The sequence below is a fragment of the Streptomyces sp. NPDC058335 genome (assembly GCF_042723915.1).
GTDB lineage: Bacteria > Actinomycetota > Actinomycetes > Streptomycetales > Streptomycetaceae > Streptomyces.
This window is the reverse complement of the sequence record NZ_JBHXHX010000002.1, coordinates 232,624-252,862: the sequence shown is the minus strand read 5'-3', so window position 1 is coordinate 252,862 and position 20,239 is coordinate 232,624. Positions and strand designations below refer to the sequence as shown.

At 72.3% G+C, this 20,239-nt stretch carries 18 protein-coding genes and 1 pseudogene; 7 read left to right on the top strand and 12 right to left on the bottom strand.

Annotated features, from left to right (window positions below; translation table 11 throughout):
- Positions 1-118 precede the first annotated feature (118 nt).
- Positions 119-985: an SDR family oxidoreductase gene (locus ACFWJX_RS04275; RefSeq protein ID WP_383236570.1), complete on the bottom strand. Its 867-nt coding sequence runs from the start codon at positions 983-985 to the stop codon at positions 119-121.
- An 86-nt stretch (positions 986-1,071) separates the two neighbouring features.
- Between ACFWJX_RS04275 and ACFWJX_RS04270 the strand changes: the two genes are divergently transcribed.
- Positions 1,072-1,998 (top strand): cyclase family protein, encoded by a 927-nt coding sequence (locus tag ACFWJX_RS04270; protein WP_383236568.1) that lies wholly within the window; start codon positions 1,072-1,074, stop codon positions 1,996-1,998.
- A 460-nt stretch (positions 1,999-2,458) separates the two neighbouring features.
- Here ACFWJX_RS04270 and ACFWJX_RS04265 read toward each other — a convergent pair whose 3' ends face one another.
- The 4 genes from ACFWJX_RS04265 to ACFWJX_RS04250 all read right to left on the bottom strand — a co-directional run bounded on the left by ACFWJX_RS04265 (position 2,459) and on the right by ACFWJX_RS04250 (position 6,766).
- A complete protein-coding gene (locus ACFWJX_RS04265) occupies positions 2,459-2,980 on the bottom strand; it encodes an ATP-binding protein (protein ID WP_383237347.1) in 522 nt (173 codons plus the stop codon).
- 519 nt (positions 2,981-3,499) lie between these two features.
- Positions 3,500-4,438, bottom strand: a complete 939-nt coding sequence (locus ACFWJX_RS04260) for an acyl-CoA dehydrogenase family protein (protein ID WP_383236566.1) — start codon at positions 4,436-4,438, stop codon at positions 3,500-3,502.
- A 1-nt stretch (position 4,439) separates the two neighbouring features.
- Positions 4,440-5,573, bottom strand: a complete 1,134-nt coding sequence (locus ACFWJX_RS04255; RefSeq protein WP_383236564.1) for an acyl-CoA dehydrogenase family protein — start codon at positions 5,571-5,573, stop codon at positions 4,440-4,442.
- Entirely contained in the window at positions 5,573-6,766 is a 1,194-nt protein-coding gene (locus ACFWJX_RS04250; protein WP_383236563.1) for an amidohydrolase family protein, read from the bottom strand. Before ACFWJX_RS04250 ends, ACFWJX_RS04255 begins: the two co-directional genes overlap by 1 nt.
- A 156-nt stretch (positions 6,767-6,922) precedes the next feature.
- Here ACFWJX_RS04250 and ACFWJX_RS04245 point away from each other — a divergent pair, with 156 nt between their 5' ends.
- Positions 6,923-8,443 carry a class I adenylate-forming enzyme family protein gene (locus tag ACFWJX_RS04245; RefSeq protein WP_383236560.1) on the top strand — a complete coding sequence of 507 codons (1,521 nt, stop codon included), beginning with the start codon at positions 6,923-6,925 and terminating at the stop codon, positions 8,441-8,443.
- Between the two features lie 72 nt (positions 8,444-8,515).
- Here ACFWJX_RS04245 and ACFWJX_RS04240 read toward each other — a convergent pair whose 3' ends face one another.
- Complete coding sequence (locus tag ACFWJX_RS04240) at positions 8,516-9,028, bottom strand: EF-hand domain-containing protein (RefSeq protein ID WP_383236558.1); 513 nt, start codon at positions 9,026-9,028, stop codon at positions 8,516-8,518.
- A gap of 163 nt (positions 9,029-9,191) precedes the next feature.
- Positions 9,192-9,572, bottom strand: a complete 381-nt coding sequence (locus ACFWJX_RS04235; RefSeq protein ID WP_383236556.1) for an STAS domain-containing protein — start codon at positions 9,570-9,572, stop codon at positions 9,192-9,194.
- Positions 9,573-9,922: 350 nt separating this feature from the next.
- Here ACFWJX_RS04235 and ACFWJX_RS04230 point away from each other — a divergent pair, with 350 nt between their 5' ends.
- Positions 9,923-10,507: a sigma-70 family RNA polymerase sigma factor gene (locus tag ACFWJX_RS04230; RefSeq protein WP_383236553.1), complete on the top strand. Its 585-nt coding sequence runs from the start codon at positions 9,923-9,925 to the stop codon at positions 10,505-10,507.
- Entirely contained in the window at positions 10,504-11,700 is a 1,197-nt protein-coding gene (locus ACFWJX_RS04225; RefSeq protein WP_383236550.1) for a maleylpyruvate isomerase N-terminal domain-containing protein, read from the top strand. Before ACFWJX_RS04230 ends, ACFWJX_RS04225 begins: the two co-directional genes overlap by 4 nt.
- Before the next feature lie 35 nt (positions 11,701-11,735).
- Here ACFWJX_RS04225 and purU read toward each other — a convergent pair whose 3' ends face one another.
- Both purU and ACFWJX_RS04215 read right to left on the bottom strand, forming a co-directional pair.
- Positions 11,736-12,620 carry a formyltetrahydrofolate deformylase gene (gene purU, locus ACFWJX_RS04220; protein WP_383236547.1) on the bottom strand — a complete coding sequence of 295 codons (885 nt, stop codon included), beginning with the start codon at positions 12,618-12,620 and terminating at the stop codon, positions 11,736-11,738.
- Positions 12,621-12,694: 74 nt separating this feature from the next.
- A complete protein-coding gene (locus tag ACFWJX_RS04215) occupies positions 12,695-13,195 on the bottom strand; it encodes a hypothetical protein (RefSeq protein WP_383236544.1) in 501 nt (166 codons plus the stop codon).
- 118 nt (positions 13,196-13,313) lie between these two features.
- Here ACFWJX_RS04215 and ACFWJX_RS04210 point away from each other — a divergent pair, with 118 nt between their 5' ends.
- Positions 13,314-14,642, top strand: a complete 1,329-nt coding sequence (locus ACFWJX_RS04210) for an ABC transporter substrate-binding protein (protein WP_383236541.1) — start codon at positions 13,314-13,316, stop codon at positions 14,640-14,642.
- Positions 14,643-14,669: 27 nt separating this feature from the next.
- Here ACFWJX_RS04210 and ACFWJX_RS04205 read toward each other — a convergent pair whose 3' ends face one another.
- Complete coding sequence (locus tag ACFWJX_RS04205) at positions 14,670-16,322, bottom strand: hypothetical protein (protein WP_383236538.1); 1,653 nt, start codon at positions 16,320-16,322, stop codon at positions 14,670-14,672.
- Between the two features lie 200 nt (positions 16,323-16,522).
- Positions 16,523-17,908: a transcriptional regulator gene (locus ACFWJX_RS04200; protein WP_383236535.1), complete on the bottom strand. Its 1,386-nt coding sequence runs from the start codon at positions 17,906-17,908 to the stop codon at positions 16,523-16,525.
- Between the two features lie 288 nt (positions 17,909-18,196).
- Here ACFWJX_RS04200 and ACFWJX_RS04195 point away from each other — a divergent pair, with 288 nt between their 5' ends.
- The gene (locus ACFWJX_RS04195) at positions 18,197-18,859 is read left to right on the top strand and encodes a bifunctional DNA primase/polymerase (protein WP_383236533.1); all 663 of its coding nucleotides are present in this window, start codon (positions 18,197-18,199) and stop codon (positions 18,857-18,859) included.
- A gap of 95 nt (positions 18,860-18,954) precedes the next feature.
- Positions 18,955-19,230, top strand: a pseudogene (locus ACFWJX_RS04190) (ATP-binding cassette domain-containing protein); the annotation flags it as partial.
- 41 nt (positions 19,231-19,271) lie between these two features.
- Here ACFWJX_RS04190 and ACFWJX_RS04185 read toward each other — a convergent pair.
- Positions 19,272-20,219, bottom strand: a complete 948-nt coding sequence (locus ACFWJX_RS04185; RefSeq protein ID WP_383236530.1) for an alpha/beta fold hydrolase — start codon at positions 20,217-20,219, stop codon at positions 19,272-19,274.
- Positions 20,220-20,239 lie beyond the last annotated feature (20 nt).

The following is a 20,239-nucleotide window of genomic DNA, read 5'->3' as shown; positions in this document are numbered from 1 at the left end:
CCTCACATCGGGGGAAGATCATCTGACCCAAGGGGCGCGGGGCCGCGTCGCCGTGCGGCTCCGCCGCGTGGGCGCGACCTGCCCCCACCCACCGCACCCGACCGACAGCCGAGCCCCCTCACCCCGGCGGCAGCAACGGCATCGGATCGACTCCCACCGATCCGGGCAGAAGCTCCGCGATCGTTTCCGGGGTCCAGCCGCCGGAGGCATAGGCGGAACGCAGTTCACGTGGCTGCGCCCACACGGCGATCTTCGCCCCCGCCACCGTGTACACCTGTCCGGTCACCCCCGCCTCCCGGGCCCGCTCGGACAGCAGGTAGACGACCAGCGCGGCCACGTCCTCGGGTTCCCCGATCTCCGTCAGCTCCATCGGTACGCCGGCCGACATCCGCGTACGGGCGACGGGCGCCACCGCGTTGGCGGTCACCCCGTACTTGTGCAGCCCGAGTGCGGCGCTGCGCACGAGCGAGATGATCCCGCCCTTGGCCGCGCTGTAGTTGGCCTGGGAGTACGACCCCTGGTGACTGCCGCTGGTGAAGCCGATGAGGGTGCCCGAGCGCTGGGCGCGCATCACCGCCGACGCGGCCCGGAACACCGTGAACGTACCTTTGAGGTGGGTGGCGATGACCGGGTCCCACTCGTCCTCGGTCATGTTGAACAGCATCCGCTCGCGCAGGATCCCGGCCACGCACACGACCCCGTCGAGCCGTCCGAAGGCCGACAGGGCGGTGTCGACGACCCGTTGGCCGCCCGCCATGGTCGAGATGTCGTCGGCGACGGCGACGGCCCGGCCGCCGGCCGCCTCGATCTCCTTGACGACCGCCTCGGCGACCTCACTGGAGGGCGAGCCGCCGTCCATGGAGACGCCGTAGTCGTTGACGACGACGCTCGCTCCCTCGGCCGCCGCGGCGAGCGCCACCGCCCGGCCGATCCCTCGTCCGGCGCCCGTGACGGCGACGGCCCTGCCGGTCAAGAAGTTCCCCACGCCCGGCCCCTTCCCGCAGTTTCTGACGGACCGTTAGATTTTATGTCCCGTCGGATACCCGGCGACAAGCCCCGGGGAGGCACCGAATGGCACTGCCCGTCGAGTTCCACGACATCGCCGAGCGCGTCAACAACTGGGGACGCTGGGGCACCGGCGACGAGATCGGCACCCTCAACCTGATCACCGACGAGGTCGTACGGCGCGCGGCCGCCGAGGTGCGCACCGGGCGCCGCGTCCCGCTCGCGCTGCCACTGCGCGAGGACGGCGTGCAGACCGGGATGATCCCGGGGCGGGTCAACCCCCTGCACACGATGGTGCAGATCAATCAGGAGATCTTCGGACCGGGCACGGTGGCGTGCAGCGACGACGCCGTGACGATGGGCCTCCAGGCGGCCACCCACTGGGACGCGCTGCCGCACGTCTCGCACTCGGGCCGGATCTACAACGGCCGTCCGGCCGGCACCGTCACCGCGCACGGCGGCGCCGAGTTCAGCGGCATCGACAAGGCCAGGTACGTCGTCTCGCGCGGGGTCCTCCTGGACGTGGCACGCGCGCGTGGCGTCGACCGGCTGGACGGCGGACACGCGGTCACCCCGGAGGACCTGGAGGCGGCCGAGGAACTGGCGGGGACGCGGGTGCGGGCGGGCGACATCGTGCTCGTACGGACCGGGCAGATGCGGCTCTACCTGGCCGGCGACCGGCAGGCGTACGCGCATCCGTCACCGGGGCTGTCGGTGCGCACGCCGGAGTGGTTCCACGCGCGCGACGTGGCGGCGGTCGCCAACGACACGCTGACGTTCGAGGTGTTCCCGCCCGAGATCGAGGATCTGTGGCTGCCGGTGCACGCGCTGCACCTGGTGGAGATGGGCATGATGCAGGGCCAGAACTGGAATCTCGAAAAGTTGTCCACAGCCTGTGGACAAGAGAAGCGTTACGCGTTCCTGCTCTCCGCGATGCCCGAGCCGTTCGCCGGCGGGACCGGGACGCCGGTGGCGCCGGTGGCCGTGCTCTGACGGACACCCGCGGGGTCACCCCTCTGGCGGACACCCCGCGGGGCCACGGGGTCACGGGCGGCCAACCACCCGATGGACTACGCCGGATGGCGGCGCGCCGCTGCCCGCCCCGAGCACGGCACCGCGCGCCACCATCCGACTCGGCGTACCCGCCCCGGTCTCCCCCCGGCCCTGCGGGACCCGACGCCGAATCACGACCCACACTCGGCGGGGGTCCCCGTCACCGGAACCCTCGTCGTCCCCTCGCGGCGAATCGCTGACCATAAGCGTGATCAAACGGACACCCGGCGTCAACACCCGATCGGGGATTTGTGACTTACATCCCCTTTGTGACGGGCGCGCACGGAAGCACATCCAGGCGCACCGCCGCCCGCCCCGGCCAGGCCGACAGCGCTTTCTGCACCCGTACACCGTGCACCGTGCCCCGCGCGCCGTCCGGCACCCCGTACGCCGTGCACCGTCACACGGCTTCGTACGCGAACCCCTCGTAGACCGGCGACCGGAAGGAACCGCCCCCACCCTCCGCCGTAACGCCGCCCTCCGCCGCACCGCCACGCTCCGCCGCACCTCCGTGGCCGGCGCCGTCGACGGGCCGGGCGCAGCGGTCGAGTTCGCACCAGATGCGCTTACCGGGGCCCTCGACGCTCCAGCCCCAGCGGTCCGCGAGGCCGTCCACGAGGGCGAGACCACGGCCACCCGTGGCCTCGTCGCCCACACAGCGGGGCACGGGCGCCCGGTTACTGCTGTCGGCCACCTCCAGCCGGACGGTGGCCTCCCCGGCCGCGACGCCCGGCAGGGAGAGCCGCAGCACGGCCGGACAGCCGGTGTGCACCACGGCGTTGGTGACCAGCTCGGAGATGAGCAGGATCAGCGTCTCGGCGAGTGGCTCGTCGGCCTCTATCCCGGACCCGGCGATGCGCGAACGGGCCCACCGCCGGGCGCGACCCACTTCAGCGGGGTCGGGCCGGATCTCCAGCTGCACTTGAAGCACCTGCACCGCTCACACCATCCGAACCGGCGGACACATGGCCGCGCGCCACGTGAACCACGCAAGCCACCCGAGCACCATGACGACGAGGGCCACGATCGTAGCCATTTTCCGCATGACCAGAACAACAGCCAGAGGCGGAGTGACGGAACGTGATTCCCTTACGAGACAGCTTGGTTGACATACAGTCACCCCAACAAGCGCTTCGGGCATATTCCAGCGCGAAGGAGTACGCGTGCGACATACTGTGCGACGCTCGTTGCGGGGAGTCGAACAGGCCATGCTCCCGCGCCCGTCCAGCCTGCGAGCAGGGGCGCGCACCGTCGGATCCGGCACTGCCCCGGGGGCACCACCGGCACGGCTCGCGCTCGTAGCCACTCGCATCCCACAGAAGGTACCGGAGCGACTCCCCGACTCCGGCCCGTGACGGGTCACGCATCGGCCACAACCACATCTCACGCTGTGTGATCGGGCGGTGCCACGATCATCGACACACCTCGCGGTCGGCGCCCATCACCGCAGGCCGGCGCCCTCGGAGCCCGCCCCGGACAGCAGCTCGCACGCCAACAGCTCCTCACTCTCCGTACTGCCCCCCGCACGCCGCGTGCGCACCCATGCCCGCTTCAGCACCAGATGCACCTCCGCCTCCCAGGTGAACCCCATCCCTCCGTACACCTGAAGACAGTCGCGCGCGCCGCGTACGGCGGCCTCGTCGGCGAGGAGCCGGGCCGCCGCGATGTCGGCGGGGTCGGCGGTGACGGCGGCCGCGTAGACGGCGGCCCGCGCCACCTCCACCCGTACCAGCAGCTCCGCGCACAGGTGCTTGACGGCCTGGAAGCCTCCGATCGGCTGCCCGAACTGCTCGCGTGTCCGAGCGTGTTGCACCGCCAGTTCGCACGCGCGCGTGGCTCCACCGAGCTGCTCGGCGGCGGTGAGGAGAACGGCGACGGGGTCGGGGACGACTTCCGAGCCTGCGGGTACGGCAGACGCCGCGGGGACCCGATGCAACGGCGTCAGCGGATCCACCGACCGCAGCACCACCGCGCCCGACCCGGCCACCCCCCTTTCCCCGCCCCCCACCACCACGTCCGCCTGCGTCAGCCACTCCACCAGGCCGCCGTCGACGGCCGTCACGACCGTCTCGCCGGTCGCGGCGCCCGGGACGCGTCCGGCCGCGAGGTGGGTGGCGATCAGCGGGCCGGGCAGCAGCACCCGGCCCGCCTCCTCGAACGCCAACACGGCTTCGGGCAGGCCGAGTCCGACTCCGCCCTCGGACTCCGGCAGCCGCAGCGCGAAGAACCCGGCGTCGCCGAGTGCCCGCCACAGGGCCCGGTCGAGCGAGGGCGGCCGGTCGGCCGCCGCCCGCAGTTCCCGGGGCCCGAAGCGCCGCGCGAGCACCTGCCGCACCCCGTCCCTCAAGGCCCGCTGATCCCCGCTCAGTTGGAAACGCACGTCATCGTCCCTTCGGCAGCCCCAGGATCCGTTCGCCCACGATGTTCCGCTGGATCTGCGATGTCCCGGCCGCGATGGTGTACGACAGGGAGGTCAGCCGGTCGAGCACCCAGGGCCGGTCGAGGTCGAGGGCGGCGTCGCCGAGGACGTCGGCGGCGGCGTCGTACAGGTCCTGGCGCGCCTGCGCATACCTCAGTTTGAAAACCGAACCCGCCAGGCCCGGCACTCCGCCGGAGGCCTCCGCGGCACTCACGTTCCACTGGGTGAGCCGCCACAGCGCGCGGAATTCGGCGTTGAGCCCGCCGAGCCGGCGGCGCAGCACGGGATCGTCCCAGCGGCCGTTGTGCCGCGCTTCGTGGGCGAGTTCGCCGAGGACCCGCCGGCAGGCGACGACCTCGCCCGCGAACGCGGTGCCGCGCTCGAAGGACAGCGTCACCATCGTGACCCGCCAGCCGTCGTTCTCCGCCCCGACGCGGTGGTCGACCGGCACCCTCACCTCGTCGAGGAACACCTCCGCGAACTCGGTGGACCCGGCGAGGGTTCGCAGCGGCCGTACGGTGATGCCGGGCGCGTCCATGGGCAGGGCGAGCCAGGTGATCCCGCGGTGCCGGGGCGCCTTCGGGTCGGTGCGCACCAGCAGTTCGCACCAGTCGGCGACCTCGGCGTGCGAGGTCCAGATCTTGGAACCGCTGACCACGTAGTGGTCCCCGTCGCGCCACGCGCGCGTGCGCAGTGCCGCGAGGTCGGAGCCGGCGCCGGGCTCGCTGAAGCCCTGGCACCAGACCTCCTCGCCGCGCAGGATCGGCGGCAGCCAGCGGGCCCGCTGGGCGTCCGTCCCCTCGGCGGCGACGGTCGGCCCGGCGTGCAGGAGTCCGACGAAGTTGGCGCCCACGTAGGGCGCGCCCGCCTTCTCCGTCTCCTCCAGGAAGACCAGCCGGACACCGGGCGGGGCGTCCCAGTGGACGTGCCCGTACCCGGCGTCGTACAGCATCCGCTGCCAGCCGAGGTCGTACGCCCTGCGCCCCGGCCAGTCGGCGGGGGACGGCCTCGGCGGGAGGGTGGGGAGCGCCTTGCCCAGCCACTCCCGCAGCCGGGCCCGGAACGCGGCCTCCTCGGCGCTGTCCGCGAGGTCCATCAGCGGTCGAGGTCGAGGCCGAGCATGCGGATGGCGTTGCCGCGCATCAGCTTGTGGACGGTCTCGTCGTCGAGGCCCTTGACGTGGTCGAGGGCGACCTCCTTGGTGTGCGGGAAGGTCGAGTCGACGTGCGGGTAGTCGGTCTCGAAGGTGGCGTTGTCGCGCCCGACGACGTCCAGCGACGCCACCCCGTGCTTGTCGCGGAAGAAGCAGCAGAAGATCTGCCGGTAGTAGTACGTCGACGGCGGCTCGGGGATGAGATCGCGGACGCCGCCCCAGGCGCGGTGCTCGTCCCAGACGTCGTCGGCGCGTTCCAGGGCGTACGGGATCCAGCCCATCTGGCCCTCGGAATACGCCAGCTTGAGCGTCGGGAACTTCACCAGCACCCCGCTGAACAGGAAGTCCATCATCGAGGCCATGGCGTTGTTGAAGCTGAGCGCGGCCTGGACGGCGGGCGGGGCGTCCGGGGAGGCGGCCGGCATCTGGGACGAGGACCCGATGTGCATGTTGACGACCGTCCCGGTCTCCTGGCAGACCGCGAAGAACGGGTCCCAGTAGCCGGAGTGGATGGACGGCAGGCCGAGGTGGGTGGGGATCTCGGAGAAGGTCACCGCGCGCACCCCGCGGGCGGCGTTGCGCCGGATCTCCGAGACCGCGAGGCCGATGTCCCACAGCGGGATCAGGCACAGCGGGATGAGCCGCCCGCCGCTGTCGCCGCACCACTCCTCGACCATCCAGTCGTTGTAGGCGCGCACGCAGGCGAGGGCGACCTCCTTGTCGTGCGCCTCGGCGAAGGTCTGCCCGCAGAAGCGCGGGAAGGTCGGGAAGCAGAGGCTGCCCTCGACGTGGTTGAGGTCCATGTCCTTCAGCCGCTCGGCCGGGTCCCAGCAGCCGGGCCGCATCTCCGCGCGTGTGATGCCCTCCAGGGTCATCTGGTCACGGTCGAAGCCGACGGCGGCGATGTTGCGCTTGTACGGGAACCTGAGGTCCTCGTAGATCCACCAGTCGGTGGGCGGGCCGTCCGGGTCCATCGTGATCCGGTACTTGCCGCCGACGTAGGCCAGATCACCGATACCGGCGGTGAGCGGCTTCGGCCCGCGGTCGCGGTACTTGCGCGGCAGCCAGGTCTCGAAGAGGTGGGCGGGCTCGATGACGTGGTCGTCGACGCTGATGATGCGGGGCAGTTCGGTCATGGGTCCCCTCCGCCGGGCCGACACGGTCCGCTTTTTCTGACGGTCCGTCAGTTCAGGTCTACGGGCAGGCTAGCCCCGCACCCCTGGACCGACAAGGCACCCGGCCCTACGCTCTGCGCACGATCTGACTGACCGTCAGCCGAAGAGGGGGTCGCCGTGCCCGACACCGCCACCGACACCGCCACCGACCTGGGCGCGTCCCGCACCCTCTGGGACGTGCTCGCCCGCCGAGCCGCCCTCACCCCCGACCGCCCGGTCCTCCTCCAGGACGACCGCGCCCTGACCTTCGGCGCCCTCCGCGACCGCGCCGAGCGCACCGCGGCGGGCCTGTACGGCATGGGCGTACGCCCCGGCACGGTCGTCGCCTGGCAGCTCCCCACCCGCCTGGAGACGGCTGTCCTGTCCTTCGCCCTGGCCCGCCTCGGCGCCGTCCAGACCCCCGTGATCCCCTTCTACCGGGACCGCGAGGTCGGCTTCGCCCTGCGCGAGTCCAAGGCGGAGTTCTTCGCCGTACCGGGCGTGTGGCGTGGCTTCGACCACACGGAGATGGCCCGACGGCTGGGCGCGAGGGGCGTCTTCGAGGCGTACGAAGACCTGCCCGAGGGCGACCCGGCGGTACTCCCCGCCCCGCCCACCGAGGGCACCTCCGTGCGCTGGATCTACTGGACCTCGGGCACGACGTCCGACCCCAAGGGCGTCCTGCACACGGACCGCTCCCTCATCGCGGGCGGCGCCTGCCTCGCCCACGCGCTGTGCCTCACGGCGGACGACGTCGGCTCGATGGCCTTCCCCTACGCGCACATCGCCGGCCCCGACTACACGGTGATGCTGCTCCTGTACGGCTTCCCGGCGGTGATGTTCGAGCACTTCGCCCTGCCGGACGCGCTCGCGGAGTACCGCCGGCACGGCGTCACGGTGGCGGGCGGCTCGACGGCGTTCTACTCGATGTTCCTCGCGGAACAGCGGAAACGGCCGGGCGTCCCGGTGATCCCGACCCTCCGCCTCCTCGCGGGCGGCGGAGCGCCCAAACCCCCCGAGCTGTACCACTCGGTGGTCCGCGAGATGGGCGTGCAGCTCACCCACGGCTACGGCATGACCGAGGTTCCGATGATCACCATGGGCTCCCCCGACGACACGGCCGACAACCTGGCGACGACGGAGGGACGCCCGCCGGAAGGCATGCAGATCCGGATCGTGGACGGCGAGGTACGCCTGCGCGGAGAGGCGGTCTGCCAGGGCTACCTGGACCCGGCCCAGACGGCGGAGGCCTTCGACCCGGACGGCTTCCTCCGCACGGGCGACCTGGGCCACGTCACCGGCACCGGCCACCTGATCCTCACCGGTCGCCTGAAGGACGTGATCATCCGCAAGGGCGAGAACATCTCGGCGAAGGAGATAGAAGACCTCCTCCACACCCACCCCGCGGTGGGAGACGTGGCGGTGATCGGCCTCCCGGACCCGGAACGGGGAGAGCGCGTGTGCGCGGTGGTGGAGCAACAGGAGGGAACCGAGAACCTGACCCTGGACACGGTGACGGCATACCTACGGGCGGCGGGCCTCTCGGTACACAAACTGCCGGAACAACTGGAGGTGGTGGACGCGCTACCGCGGAACGAGACACTGAGGAAGGTGCTGAAGTACCGGTTGCGGGAGAGGTATTCGGGGGTGGGGGGTTGAGGGAAGGCTCGGGAGGGATGCCAGGGGACCGGATCCCGGCCGGGGTCCGGGGCGGAGCCCCGTGGCGGCCGGCTACTCCGGGACGGTGAAGTAGCGGGCGAACGCCGGGACGACGTCGGCCTCTCCCACGACCCCGTCCGCGTCGGCGTCCAGCAGTGCCGCCGCCCCGCGGGCGACTTCCTCGCTCGCCCCCAGTGCCCTCAGCACCCGCTCCGTGTCGTCGACCGTGGCCCGCCCGTCGCCGTCCGCGTCCGCGATGTCGAGCGCCGCGTGCAGGAAGGGCCGGGCGATCTCGGCGAACCGCTCGGGGTTGTCGCGGAGCCGCTTGGCGGCCCCGCCCACGAACTCGTCGCGGGTGATGCGCTGGTCCCCGTCCCGGTCGGCGATCCCGGCCATGCCCTGCCAGAACGCCTCGGCGCCGGCGTACAGCGCCTGCCCCTTGCCGGACCGGGCCGCCACGCCGAACTCGGCGAGCACGGCCTTCGCCGCGGAGGCGAAGTCCACGCGGTCGATGTAGCCGTTGCCGTCCTGGTCGAAGGTGGCGAACCGGGCGGCGATCCTGCGCTCGTACTCGCTGCTCACCATGTCTCTGGGCCGCCTTACGTCATCACGTCGGGTGTGGGTGTCCGCAGGGGAGCGTACGACGCCGGCGACATCCGGGCGGCGGGAAGGTGACACCTGTGCCAGGACCGAGGGAATTCCGGTACGAGGATGTGGCAGAAACCGTGACGTGGTTCACCGGAGCCGGTCAGGCGGACAGCGGCTCGCTGCCTTCGTCGACGGCCTCGGCGACATCGCCGTACACGTCGAAGAGGCGGCGCACGCCCAGCGCGCCCAGGACCCGGTTGACGTGGGAGTCCTCCACCGCGCCACGCGCCGGCAGGATCAGCCGCAGGCGTCCCCGGCAGGAGCGGATCAGCCGCCGGGAGGCGATGAGGACGCCGACCCCGCTGGAGTCGCAGAAATGCACCTCGGAGAGGTCCAGGACGAGACTGTGGCGGCCCTCGGCCACCTCGTCGTGCACCCGTTGACGCAGCACCGGCGACGTCACCAGGTCCAGCTCGCCCGACACGCGGAGCACGGCCCATCCGCCCCGCTCACCGCCGGTCACTTTGAAAGCCACCACCACGCCCTTCATCCGCCCGAACGGAAGCTGTCCCTTCGCTTCCTCGCAGCGCGGCTGCCCAGCGGCCGTTCCCCGAAACTAAGGGTGGAAAACGGTCGATGCGAGAAAGAGGCTTGTTCCAGTCGGTATCGGTCCTGTTCGATCTGCTCCGATCAAGCCTGATCGCGAGCAGGGCGGGTAGACGCGCCGGAGCATGCCTTTACCACCCGCCGCGGCACAGGGGGCGCACATTGCAGCAAAGGGGCGTGCGTCGTCGGACGTGCCGACTACATTCGAGGCGACGATGCACGCAGGCTGGACAGGGACAGGCCCCGGTGGGGGGCGCCGGGCACGGGCAGGGCTGAGGGGGCCGCATGGCGAAGAAGGACGCACCGCCCCGCTGGGACCGCAAGATGCAGCAGCGGCTCGCGCGCGGCGAGGCCGCCGCCCTCGGTGAGCTGTATGACCGGTTCGCTTCGCTCGTGCACGGTCTCGCCCATCGCGTGCTGGGGGACGAGCGGGCCGCCGACGGCGTCACCCGCGAGGTCTTCGCGCACGTGTGGGAGCACCCGGACTCCTACGACCCCCGGCAGGGCCCCCTGCGCAGCTGGGTCGCCGCCCTGACCCACCGCCTGGCCGTGCAGCGGCTGCGCGCCACGGAGAGCGCGGCGCTCGCGCTGGACGGCTCCGGCGGCACCGAGGAACTGGAGAACAAGGTCCGTCACGCCTCGGTCGCCGCCCGCGCCGACTACATCGTCCAGTCGATGCCGACCCCGCTGCGCGCCGCACTGGAGCTGGCGTACTTCCAGCGCCGCGACTACCGCCAGACCGCCGCCGACCTCGGCGTCACCGAGGACGAGGCCCGTCGCCGCCTCCGCCTCGGCCTGCAACTTCTCTCCACGGCCCACGACGCCGCCGCCCCCGGCGCCCCGCCCGGACGTTACGGGGGTGCGGCATGACCGACGCAGACCCTGTCGACCCGTACGACGGCGACGACCCCGGCACCGAAGGCGCACCCGCGGCCCTCCGCCTGGAACACCCCGTGCTCAAGGCGCTGTTGGGAGCCTGGGCGCTGGCCGCCTGCTCGGCCGAGGAGACCGCCGCCGTCGAGGACCACCTCGGCGACTGCGGGGCCTGCGCCGACGAGGCCCGGCGGCTGCGCGAGGCGGTCGGCCTGCTCCAGCGCCCCGACAGCCTCGACCTGGACCCGGCCCTGCGCACCCGCGTCCTGGAGAGCTGCCTGGACCGGCGCCCGCCGCGCATCCCGGTGCCCGACTGGGCGATGTCGTACGACGCCGAGACCGCGCGGCTGGACGCGCTGCTGCAGGACTTCGGGGACGCGGAGTGGCACGCGCCGGTGCGGCTGCGCTGGTTCCGCGGCGCGGACGCCACCAGCCGCCGTACGACCGTCGCCGGCGTGATCGCGCACCTGCTCGCGGTGGACGGGCTGGTCGCCATCGCGCTGGGTCTCGACGATCCGCTGGGCCCGGTCACCGGCGGCACGGCGGGCAAGCCGGTGGGATCGCCCGCCGAGCGGACCGAGGCGTTCTGGGAGGCCTCGCACTTCCCGCCCACGCGGTCCGTGCGCGGCCCCTGGCGGGACCAGACCCACGCGGTCGTCCGCACGGCGGCCTTCACAGGCAGCGGCCCCGGCACCATGCCGGTGTCGTACGGCGACTTCGAACTGCCGCTGCGGGACGCACTGGTGGACCGGGCCTTCGAGTGCTGGGTGCACGCCGTGGACATCGCCGAGGCCGTCGACTACCCCTACGAGCCGCCCGCGCCGCGCCATCTGCGCGGCATGATCGACCTGGCCGCCCGGATGCTGCCCGGCGCCCTCGCCGAACGCCGCCGCGCGGGACTCACCTCGCCGGGCGAGACCCGGCATCTGGTGACCGCGGGCCACCCCGGCCGCAGCCTGCGGCTGGAGATCGAGGGGCTGGGCGGCGGCGAGTGGCTCATCCCCCTCGACTCCCCCGCCGCGATGGGCTCCGCCGACCACGAGGTGGCCCATGTAGCCCTGGACGACGTGGAGTTCTGCCGGCTCGCGGCGGGCCACGTCTCCCCGGAGGAAGCGGCGGCGGGCCAGGTGGGCGACCGTACGGCCATCAGCGACGTACTGTCCGCGGCGGCGTCCCTGAGCCGGATGTAGGAACCAGCGCCCGGTGCCGGAAGGAGCGGACTCGCTTACGCGAAGACGACCGTGCGCCGCCCGTTCAGCAGGATCCGCCGCTCCGCGTGCCACTTCACGGCCCGCGCCAGCGCCTGGCACTCCACGTCCCGCCCGACGGCCACGAGCTGGTCCGGCGTGACGTCGTGCCCGACCCGCTCGACCTCCTGCTCGATGATCGGCCCCTCGTCGAGGTCGGCCGTCACATAGTGCGCCGTCGCGCCGATCAGCTTCACGCCCCGCGCGTGCGCCTGGTGGTACGGCTTCGCGCCCTTGAAGCTCGGCAGGAAGGAGTGGTGGATGTTGATGATCTTCCCGTTGAGCTGCTTGCACAGGTCGTCCGACAGCACCTGCATGTAGCGGGCCAGGACGACCAGCTCGACGCTCTCCTCGCGGACGATCTCCAGCAGCCGCGCCTCCGCCTCGGCCTTGTTGTCCTTCGCCACCGCGATGTGGTGGAAGGGGATGCCGTACGAACCCACCAGTTCGGCGAAGTCGGTGTGGTTGGACACCACGGCCGCGATCTCCACCGGCAGCGCGCCGGTCCGGGCGCGGAACAGCAGGTCGTTCAGGCAGTGGCCGAACTTGCTGACCATCAGGATGATGCGCATCTTCTCGTCGGCCCGGTTGATCTGCCAGTCCATGTGGAAGGAGTCGCCGATCGCCGCGAAGCTCGCCCGCAGCTTGTCCACGGTCACCGGCGACTCCGCCGAGAAGTGGACGCGCATGAAGAACAGGCCCGTGTCGTGGTCGCCGAACTGCTGGCTGTCCTCGATGTTGCAGCCGGTCATGAACAGGTAGCTCGACACGGCGTGCACGATGCCCTGCTTGTCGGGGCAGGACAGCGTGAGGACGTACTGGTCGGCGAGGGTCGCCGTGGCGCGGGTGGACTGCTCACTCATGCAGCACAGGGTCTCATGAGAGGTCACACGCGCAGGAACGCCGTCCGCAGGACGGAATCACACTCCGTTCCCCGTCACGCCGTCCGCGTCATGATCCGCAAGACCTCCAGCGTGCGCGGCGCGGTGTCCGGTTCCTCGCCGTCGGCCACCGCGAGACGTACGTGGGCGTCGCGTGCCGCCCGTACGGCGTCGGGCCAGCCCTCGTGGTCGACGTACGCGGAGACCGGGGCGTCGGGACCGACCTGGTGCATGATCCGCAGGACGCGCAGCACGGCGGTGTCGACGAGCGCGGCCTCCTGGGAGTCGCGGAAGATCGTGCCGACGTACTTCTCGGCGGACCAGTTGTCGAGCCAGGTGTCCTCGACCAGGCGGTACACGGCGTCGGTGACGTCCCCGTATCCGTCGACGCCGGCCAGCCAGACGTCCCGCTGGAACACCGGATCGGAGAGCATGTGCAGCGCGGAGCGCACATTGCTGCGCCAGCGCCACCACGGCATGTCGTTGAGTGGCATGCCGCCCATGGTGGAGGAGCGACGGCCGCGACGGGAAGAGTTCTCCGAACCTTGCACGGTCATCGATCGTACGTTTCCCCGTCCCGCTGGCCTCACCAGCCCCCGTAATTCACCTCCCTGTCACCCGGTGTTGACCGTGGGTCACTCCGAGGTTGGTCATGTGACGGAATCGTGCGTGGACATGACCGGCAGGCAACGCACGCGAAGCACCTTCCTCCCCAGGTTTCTCCGCCCCACCAGGCCTTTCAGATTCGCCGCTCTGTCGGCGGGCGCCCTGGTGGCCAGTGCGTCACTCGCCGCCGGCTGCGGGCTCGTCCCCGGGGCCACGGGGGGCTCCGGGGACGGCTCGATCGTCGTCATGACGTGGGCGCCCGAGGGCACCGCGGCCACCAACAAGCCCGGTATGCCGGCCTTCGCCCGCGCCTACGCCCGTTGGGTCAACGCCAACGGCGGGCTGAACGGCCGCAAGCTGAAGGTCCTGACCTGCAACGACCACAACGACACCGTGGACGCCGCGAAGTGCGCCCGGCAGGCCGTCAAGGCGGACGCGGTCGCCGTGCTCGGCTCCTACAGCCAGCACTCCGAGTCCTTCCTTCCGCATCTGGAAGGCGCCGGCATTCCCTACATAGGCGGTTACGGCGTCACCAACGACGAGTTCATCAGCCCGCTCTCCTACCCCGTCAACGGCGGCCAGCCCGCGCTGCTGGCGGGCCTCGGCAAGGAACTCGCCGCGGGCTGCGGCCGCGTCGCCCTCGTACGCCCCGACACCATCGCGGGTGACGCCCTGCCCGCCATGCTCGACGCCGGGCTCACGGCGGGCGGCCACGACAAGGCCGTGGACCAGCAGGCCGCGGAGGACGCCACCGAGTACTCGGCGCAGGCCGATGCCGCGCTGAAGGAGGCGACCGCCGAGGACGAGTCCGGTGAGAACGGCAAGGGGTGTGTGATCCCCGCCCTCGGCGACCGCACCGGCACCTTCATGGACTCCTTCCGGCGCGGCCGCGGGGACTACCCCACCGTGAGCACCGCCACCGTCCTCGGCAGCGTCGACCAGACGGTCATCAACTCCACCGGCGGCGCGTCCAGCGCCTTCGAGGGGGCCTACGTCACCGGCTGGTATCCGGTGGCGAGCGACCCGCGCTGGGACCCGATGAAGAAGGTGATCAGCGAGAGCGCCTTCTCCGACACCCGGATCGACCCGGCGGACACCGGCGTGCAGACCACCTGGATCGCCTACACCGTGTTCAAGAAGGTCGTGGAGTCGCTCGGTGGCGGCGCGGTGACCGCCGACACCGTCAGCGGCGCCCTCGACGACGGCCTGAAGGTCAGCACGGGCGGGCTCACGCCGACCCTGCGCTGGGAGTTCACGGACCAGCTGGCCTCGATCGGCTTCCCGCGCCTGGTCAACGCCAACGTGACGCTTCAGACCGTGAAGCAGGGCCGGCTCGCGGCGGCCAAGGAGGGCTTCGTCGACGTCACGAGGACGCTGGAGAACGCCGACGTCGACTGAACCGACGCCGGCCCGCCCCCTCCCGGCTCACAGCTGCGTCGGCTGCCGCTCTGTCAGGCCGTACGTCTTCGCGATCGCGTTCCACAGCTTGGCGGCCTGCGTCTTCTGGGCGCTCGCCGTGCCGCTCGCGCGGTTGGCCTCCTGCGTCTGGCCCGTGGAGCGGGCCTGGCCCTTCTTGCAGAGCTTGCCCTTCTCCGCGGCCACCTGGTCGGCCCAGGCCGCGTAGTGGTTGTCGGCGGAGGCGGAGGCCTGCCAGGCCTTGGTGAGCGCGGTGGTCAGCGCGGCGTGCTCCGGCAGCTGGTCGACGGTCAGGCCGGACAGCTTCGTCACCAGCCCGGTGCGCTGCGTCGCCGCGTCCCGCAGGTCGGCGGCGGCCTTGGCGAGGTTGCCGCACTTCTTCACGTCGGCCACCGCGCCGATCACCGTCGCCCGGCTGCTGCCGCTGTCCGCGAGGAGCTTGTCCAGAGCGATCGCCTGCTGTTCGGCCGCGTCGGCCGACGCCGACGCCGAGCTTTCGGTGGCGGGCGCCGACGCGGCGACGGTCTTGTTGTCGTCGCCCTGGTCGGCACCGCCCTCGCTGGAGAGCAGCGCGCCCGCGCCGACCCCGACGACGACGAGAGCCACACCGATCGCGGCGAGCAGCGGCACCCGCGAGCCGCTACGGCCGCCGCCGTGGCCGTCGTCCCGCATCGCGCGCCGCCCGCCGGAGCCGCCGCCGGGCGGGGTGTAGGCGGGCTGGGCGTGCGCGGGCTGGGCGTGGGCCGCGGGGCGGGCGCCGTATGCGGGCGGTTCGGGCTCCGAGAAGCGCGGCATCTGCTGGGTGGCCCCGGCCGGGCCGTCGTCGCCCGCGCCGCCGCGGAAGAGGTTGTCGAACTCGGCGGGCGGCTGCCGCTCGCCGGCGCCGTACGGGCTCTGGCCGGTCACGGGCGGGATGTACTGGGTGGCCTCGGCGTCGGCGTGGGAGCCGTGCTGCCCGCCGTGGGTGGGCAGCGGTCCCGGGCCGTTCTGCTGGGCGCGGCCGAGGAAGTGGGTGGACTCCGCCGGCGACTCGGGCGGCAGGGCACCCGGCGCGACCGGCGGAATGTACTGCGTCGCGCCCTCGTCCACCGGCGCCGGGACGGGCGGCAGGTACTGGGTGACGCCCTCGTCGGCGTGTGCCGGGACGGGAGGTATGTACTGGGTGACGCCCTCGTCGGCGTGTGCCGGGACGGGAGGTATGTACCGGGTGGCGCTGTCTTCCATGGGCGGCAGCGGCGCGGCCGGCACGCCGTGGCCGTACGACGACGGTGCCGGGGCGCCCTCGGGCGGCAGCGGGCCCGCGCCCTGTCCGTGTCCGGCCTGCGGGGCGGCACGCCATGCGTCGGGGCCCGTCGGCTGCGGGGTGTCCCACTGCCGGCCCTCGTCCCACTGCTGCCGGTCCGCCGGGGGCGGCCAGGACTGCCCCGACTGCTGCCCGGACTGCTGCTCCGGTCCCCAGGGCTGCCCCCAGGTCTGCCCGCCGGCCGGCGGGCCCGGCGGCGGGGGCTGCTGGCCGCCGTACTGCTGCTGGCCGGCGTAGGGGTCCTGCCGCGGGCCGTTCGTCGTGCCCGGCAGCAGGGGTTCCCCACCGTCGGAGGGCAGCACGATGCCTTCGTGCGCGGTCCGCGCCGAGGGCTCCTCGCCCTGTCCACTCTGCGTCACCGGGACTCCTACTGATGGGGGACCTTCGGAATCGTCGGCTCACGCTACCGGGTTCCCGGAACCCCGTGCCACGCAGCTCAGGTCGTGATCTCCTTCCGGTGCCGTGGGTAACGGAACCGGGACGCCGTGCGCTGTATACGCCGCCGATCGTGCGGCGGCGGGCCGTTTCCCGGCCGTTCACGCCACGGCGCCCCGGATGTTCACGCGGCTGCCTGGAGATCCAGTCGCGCCCCGAACTCCCTGACGACGGCCTCCTCCTGGAACGGCTCCAGCCGCTGCTGGAGGTCCTCCAGGTACTCGGCGCCCCGGTTGGAGCGGAGCGATTCCAGCAACTCCACCGCCTTCAGGCCGGTGTTGCAGGCCTGCTCGATCTCGCGCTGCTGAACCTGGGCCGTGGCCAACAGCACATATCCGATGGCCCGTCGGCGGGCCCGGCTCTCCGGGTGTCCGGCCAGCGACTGCTCCGCGCAGCGCGCCGCCGCCTCGGCCTGCCCGAGGTCGCGGTGGCAGTGCGCCAACTCGTCGGCGAGGTACGCCTCGTCGAAGTGCGCGATCCACGCCGGATCGTCCCCGGCCGCCGGATCGGCCGCCTCCAGCGCGGACACGGCCCGCCCGGACGCCACCTGCGCCGCCCGTACGTCGCCCATGAGCGCGTGCCCGCGGGCCTCGGCGGCATGGAACATGGCCTCCGCGCGCGGCGTCACCCGCCCCCGCGCGCCCTCCTGTGCCGCCCGCGCCAACTGGGCGATCTCGCGCGGGTTTCCGAGCTGGGCGGCGAGGTGGCTCATGGAGGCGGCGAGCACATAGCCGCCGTAGCCGCGGTCGCCGGCCGCCTGGGCGAGGCGCAGGGCCTGGATGTAGTAGCGCTGGGCGAGGCCGGGCTGGCCGGTGTCGATGGCCATGTAGCCCGCGAGTTCGGTCAGCCGGGCCACGGACGCGAAGAGTTCGCGCCCCACCGCCTCCCGGTAGGAACCGGCGAGCAGGCCGGAGACGACGCTGTTGAGGTAGTGCACGACGACCGGGCGCACATGCCCGCTGCCGTACTGGTGGTCCAGTTCGACGAGCGCCTGGGTCATCGCCTTCACGGCCGCGACGTCGGACAGGCCCACCCGGGGACCCGCCGAGCGCGCCACCTGCGCGTCGGGCGAGGAGATCAGCCAGTCGCGGCTCGGTTCGACGAGCGCGGAGGCGGCCACGGACGATCCCGAAAGGAAGTCCCGGCGGCCCACGTCACTGCGCCACAGCTCGCAGACCTGCTCGATGGCCCCCAGTACCGTCGGCGAGAACTGGAGACCGACACCCGACGCGAGGTTCTTGCCGTTGGCCATGCCGATCTCGTCGATCGTGACCGTACGGCCGAGTTTGCGGCCCAGGGCCTCGGCGATGATCGCCGGGGCGCGCCCCCGCGGCTGTTGTCCGCGCAGCCAACGGGCCACGGACGTCTTGTCGTAGCGCAGATCGAGGCCGTGCTCGGCGCCGCACATGTTCACGCGGCGGGCGAGCCCGGCGTTCGAGCATCCCGCTTCCTGGATGAGCGCCTGCAACCGTTCGTTCGGCTGCCGCGCGACGAGCGGCCTTGCGGCCATGGGCACTACCCCCTGTGGCTGCGGTGCCTTTCCCGCGCACCGAGTTGATGTGTCTTCCACCGAAAAATTCCGGCCGCGAAGATCAATGCCCCGCGGACCCGACGAGAATGCGAGACATGCCAGGATTGCCTGGGTAAAGACGGAAGCCGCCCCCAAGCGTGCCTACCCGCTCCCGCGCTCATTCCTCCCGCGCGCCCCCACCCATGCACCCGTGCGCCCCGGACGCCGAATCGATGCTCCTCCCCCGCGCACGTGGGCGGGCCGTAACCCCTGGTGACGCCCAGAGTTGTGTTCATCGTGGAAGACACCATCGCGGGCGCCGAGGCCACCCAGATCCCGAAGCAGCGCGGAGAATCGCTGTTGGAGACCGCTGTTCGCTACGCCGAGGAACGTCACTGGGACGTCTTCCCCGGCACCTGGCTGGAAGCCGTCGACGGGACGCAGCGCTGCTCCTGCGACAACCCGGCGTGTCCGGCGCCCGGGGCGCATCCGACCCGGCCCGAGTGGGCGACGCAGGCGACGGGCAGCGCGACCGCCGCGCGCCGCATGTGGCAGAAGCAGCCCACCGCGTCGATCCTGCTCCCGACCGGACGGACCTTCGACGCCATCTCCGTGCCGGAGACGGCCGGGTTCCTCGCGCTGGCGCGGATGGAGCGGATGGAGTTGACGCTGGGTCCCGTCACGTTGACGCCGGACCGGCGGATGCACTTCTTCGTCCTTCCCGGCGCGTCGGTCAAGGTGCCGGATCTGGTGCGCAAGGTGGGGTGGACGCTGTCGTCCCTCGACCTCGTCGTGCTGGGCGAGGGGGCGTACGTGGCGGCGCCGCCCACGCGGTTCGGGTCCCGGGGGGCCGTGCAGTGGGCCTGCCGGCCCACGCCCGCGAACCGGTGGCTGCCGGACGCGGAGGAGCTGATCTCGCCACTGGCGTACGCGTGCGGGAGGGACCGCTAGGGACTTGGGGCCTCGCGCCCCTTCGGGGCACGGTTCCCTCCGTAGGGTTCAGCCATGACGTCCGTGCGCGTACGAAACCTCGGTTCGGGCAGCGGGTGGCCGTCGCCGGGATCGATCTCGATCTGCCCGCGGGGAAGTTCATCGGGCTGGTCGGGCCCAACCGGGCCGGGAAGACCACGACGCTGTCGATGGTGACCGGACTGCTGCGGCCCGACCAGGGCACGGTGGAGGTCGTCGGGCACGACGTGTGGCGGGACCCGGTCGAGGTGAAGGCCCGGATCGGGGTGCTGCCCGAGGGGCTGCGGCTGTTCGAGCGGCTCTCCGGGCGCGAACTCCTCGCCTACAGCGGACGGTTGCGGGGACTGCCCGGTGCGAGGGGGCTCCTGGGCCCTCTCAGAGGTCTGTCCCTCCCTCAGCGGGCGAGCACTCCGTCCAGGAACGGCTCGATCGCCGTGCGCCAGCCCTCCGGCTGGTCGTAGTGGACGAGGTGACCGGCTTCGGCCACCTCCGCGTACTCCCCCAGCGGCAGCACCCGCACCATCTCCTGTGCCTCAGCGCGCCCCAGCTCGCCGTCGAGGCCGCGGACGACCAGGGTGGGGCAGCGGACCTGGGTGAGTTCCTCCCAGTGGGCGTCGTAGACCCAGGTCTCGCGGGACTTCAGCATCTGCTCGGGTTCGAAGACGGGGCGCCAGCCGTCGGGGGACTCCTGCATCACCTCGGCGTAGAACTCACCGCGCGCCGGGTTGGGCCGCTCCACCCACGGGTCGTCCTCGCCGAACCACTTGCGGACGTCGGCGAGGGTGGCGAAGGGGACGGGCCAGGACTCGAACCAGTCGGCCCACTCGCGCTGCGAGGCCGCGCCGAGGGCGGAGGCCCGCATGTCGCAGATGATCAGGCCGGAGATCAGGTCGGGGCGCTTGGCGGCGAGCTGCCAGCCGGTCAGGGCGCCCATGGCGTGGCCGACCAGGACGGCGGGGCCGAGGCCGAGCTGTTCCAGGGCGGCCTCGGCGTCCTCGACGTACGCCTCACGGGTGAAGGCGGCCTTCGGCGGCTTCTCGCTCTGGCCGTGGCCCCGCTGGTCGAGGGCGACCGCACGGTGCCGCTCGGAGAGCCAGCGGGCGGTGGACGCCCAGTGCGAGGCACGGCCCATCAGGCCGTGCAGTAAGAGCACGCCGGTGGTGCGCTCGGGTGCCGTCGACCCGAGCCCCGCCCCGTTCTCCCTGCTCGGCTCGCCGGTCGACTGGGCCGGAATCATGGCTTCCGACCTGTTGTCCGCCGGGTCCTTCTTGGGCGGGTCGCCGAACTCCCAGGCCGCCAGGCGTACGCCGCCGGCCCCGGTCACGTCGATGCGTCGCGCCATAGGTCCTGGCACCCCCCTCG

Bases quoted from the DNA above. Each gene is read 5' to 3' on its own strand.
- ACFWJX_RS04255 (WP_383236564.1), bottom strand. From the start codon at position 5,573: ATGGACCTCGCGGACAGCGCCGAGGAGGCCGCGTTCCGGGCCCGGCTG.
- ACFWJX_RS04225 (WP_383236550.1), top strand. From the start codon at position 10,504: ATGACCGACGCAGACCCTGTCGACCCGTACGACGGCGACGACCCCGGC.
- ACFWJX_RS04215 (WP_383236544.1), bottom strand. From the start codon at position 13,195: ATGACCGTGCAAGGTTCGGAGAACTCTTCCCGTCGCGGCCGTCGCTCC.
- purU (WP_383236547.1), bottom strand. From the start codon at position 12,620: ATGAGTGAGCAGTCCACCCGCGCCACGGCGACCCTCGCCGACCAGTAC.
- ACFWJX_RS04270 (WP_383236568.1), top strand. From the start codon at position 1,072: ATGGCACTGCCCGTCGAGTTCCACGACATCGCCGAGCGCGTCAACAAC.
- ACFWJX_RS04240 (WP_383236558.1), bottom strand. From the start codon at position 9,028: ATGGTGAGCAGCGAGTACGAGCGCAGGATCGCCGCCCGGTTCGCCACC.
- ACFWJX_RS04230 (WP_383236553.1), top strand. From the start codon at position 9,923: ATGGCGAAGAAGGACGCACCGCCCCGCTGGGACCGCAAGATGCAGCAG.
- ACFWJX_RS04200 (WP_383236535.1), bottom strand. From the start codon at position 17,908: ATGGCCGCAAGGCCGCTCGTCGCGCGGCAGCCGAACGAACGGTTGCAG.
- ACFWJX_RS04185 (WP_383236530.1), bottom strand. From the start codon at position 20,219: ATGGCGCGACGCATCGACGTGACCGGGGCCGGCGGCGTACGCCTGGCG.
- ACFWJX_RS04210 (WP_383236541.1), top strand. From the start codon at position 13,314: ATGACCGGCAGGCAACGCACGCGAAGCACCTTCCTCCCCAGGTTTCTC.
- ACFWJX_RS04250 (WP_383236563.1), bottom strand. From the start codon at position 6,766: ATGACCGAACTGCCCCGCATCATCAGCGTCGACGACCACGTCATCGAG.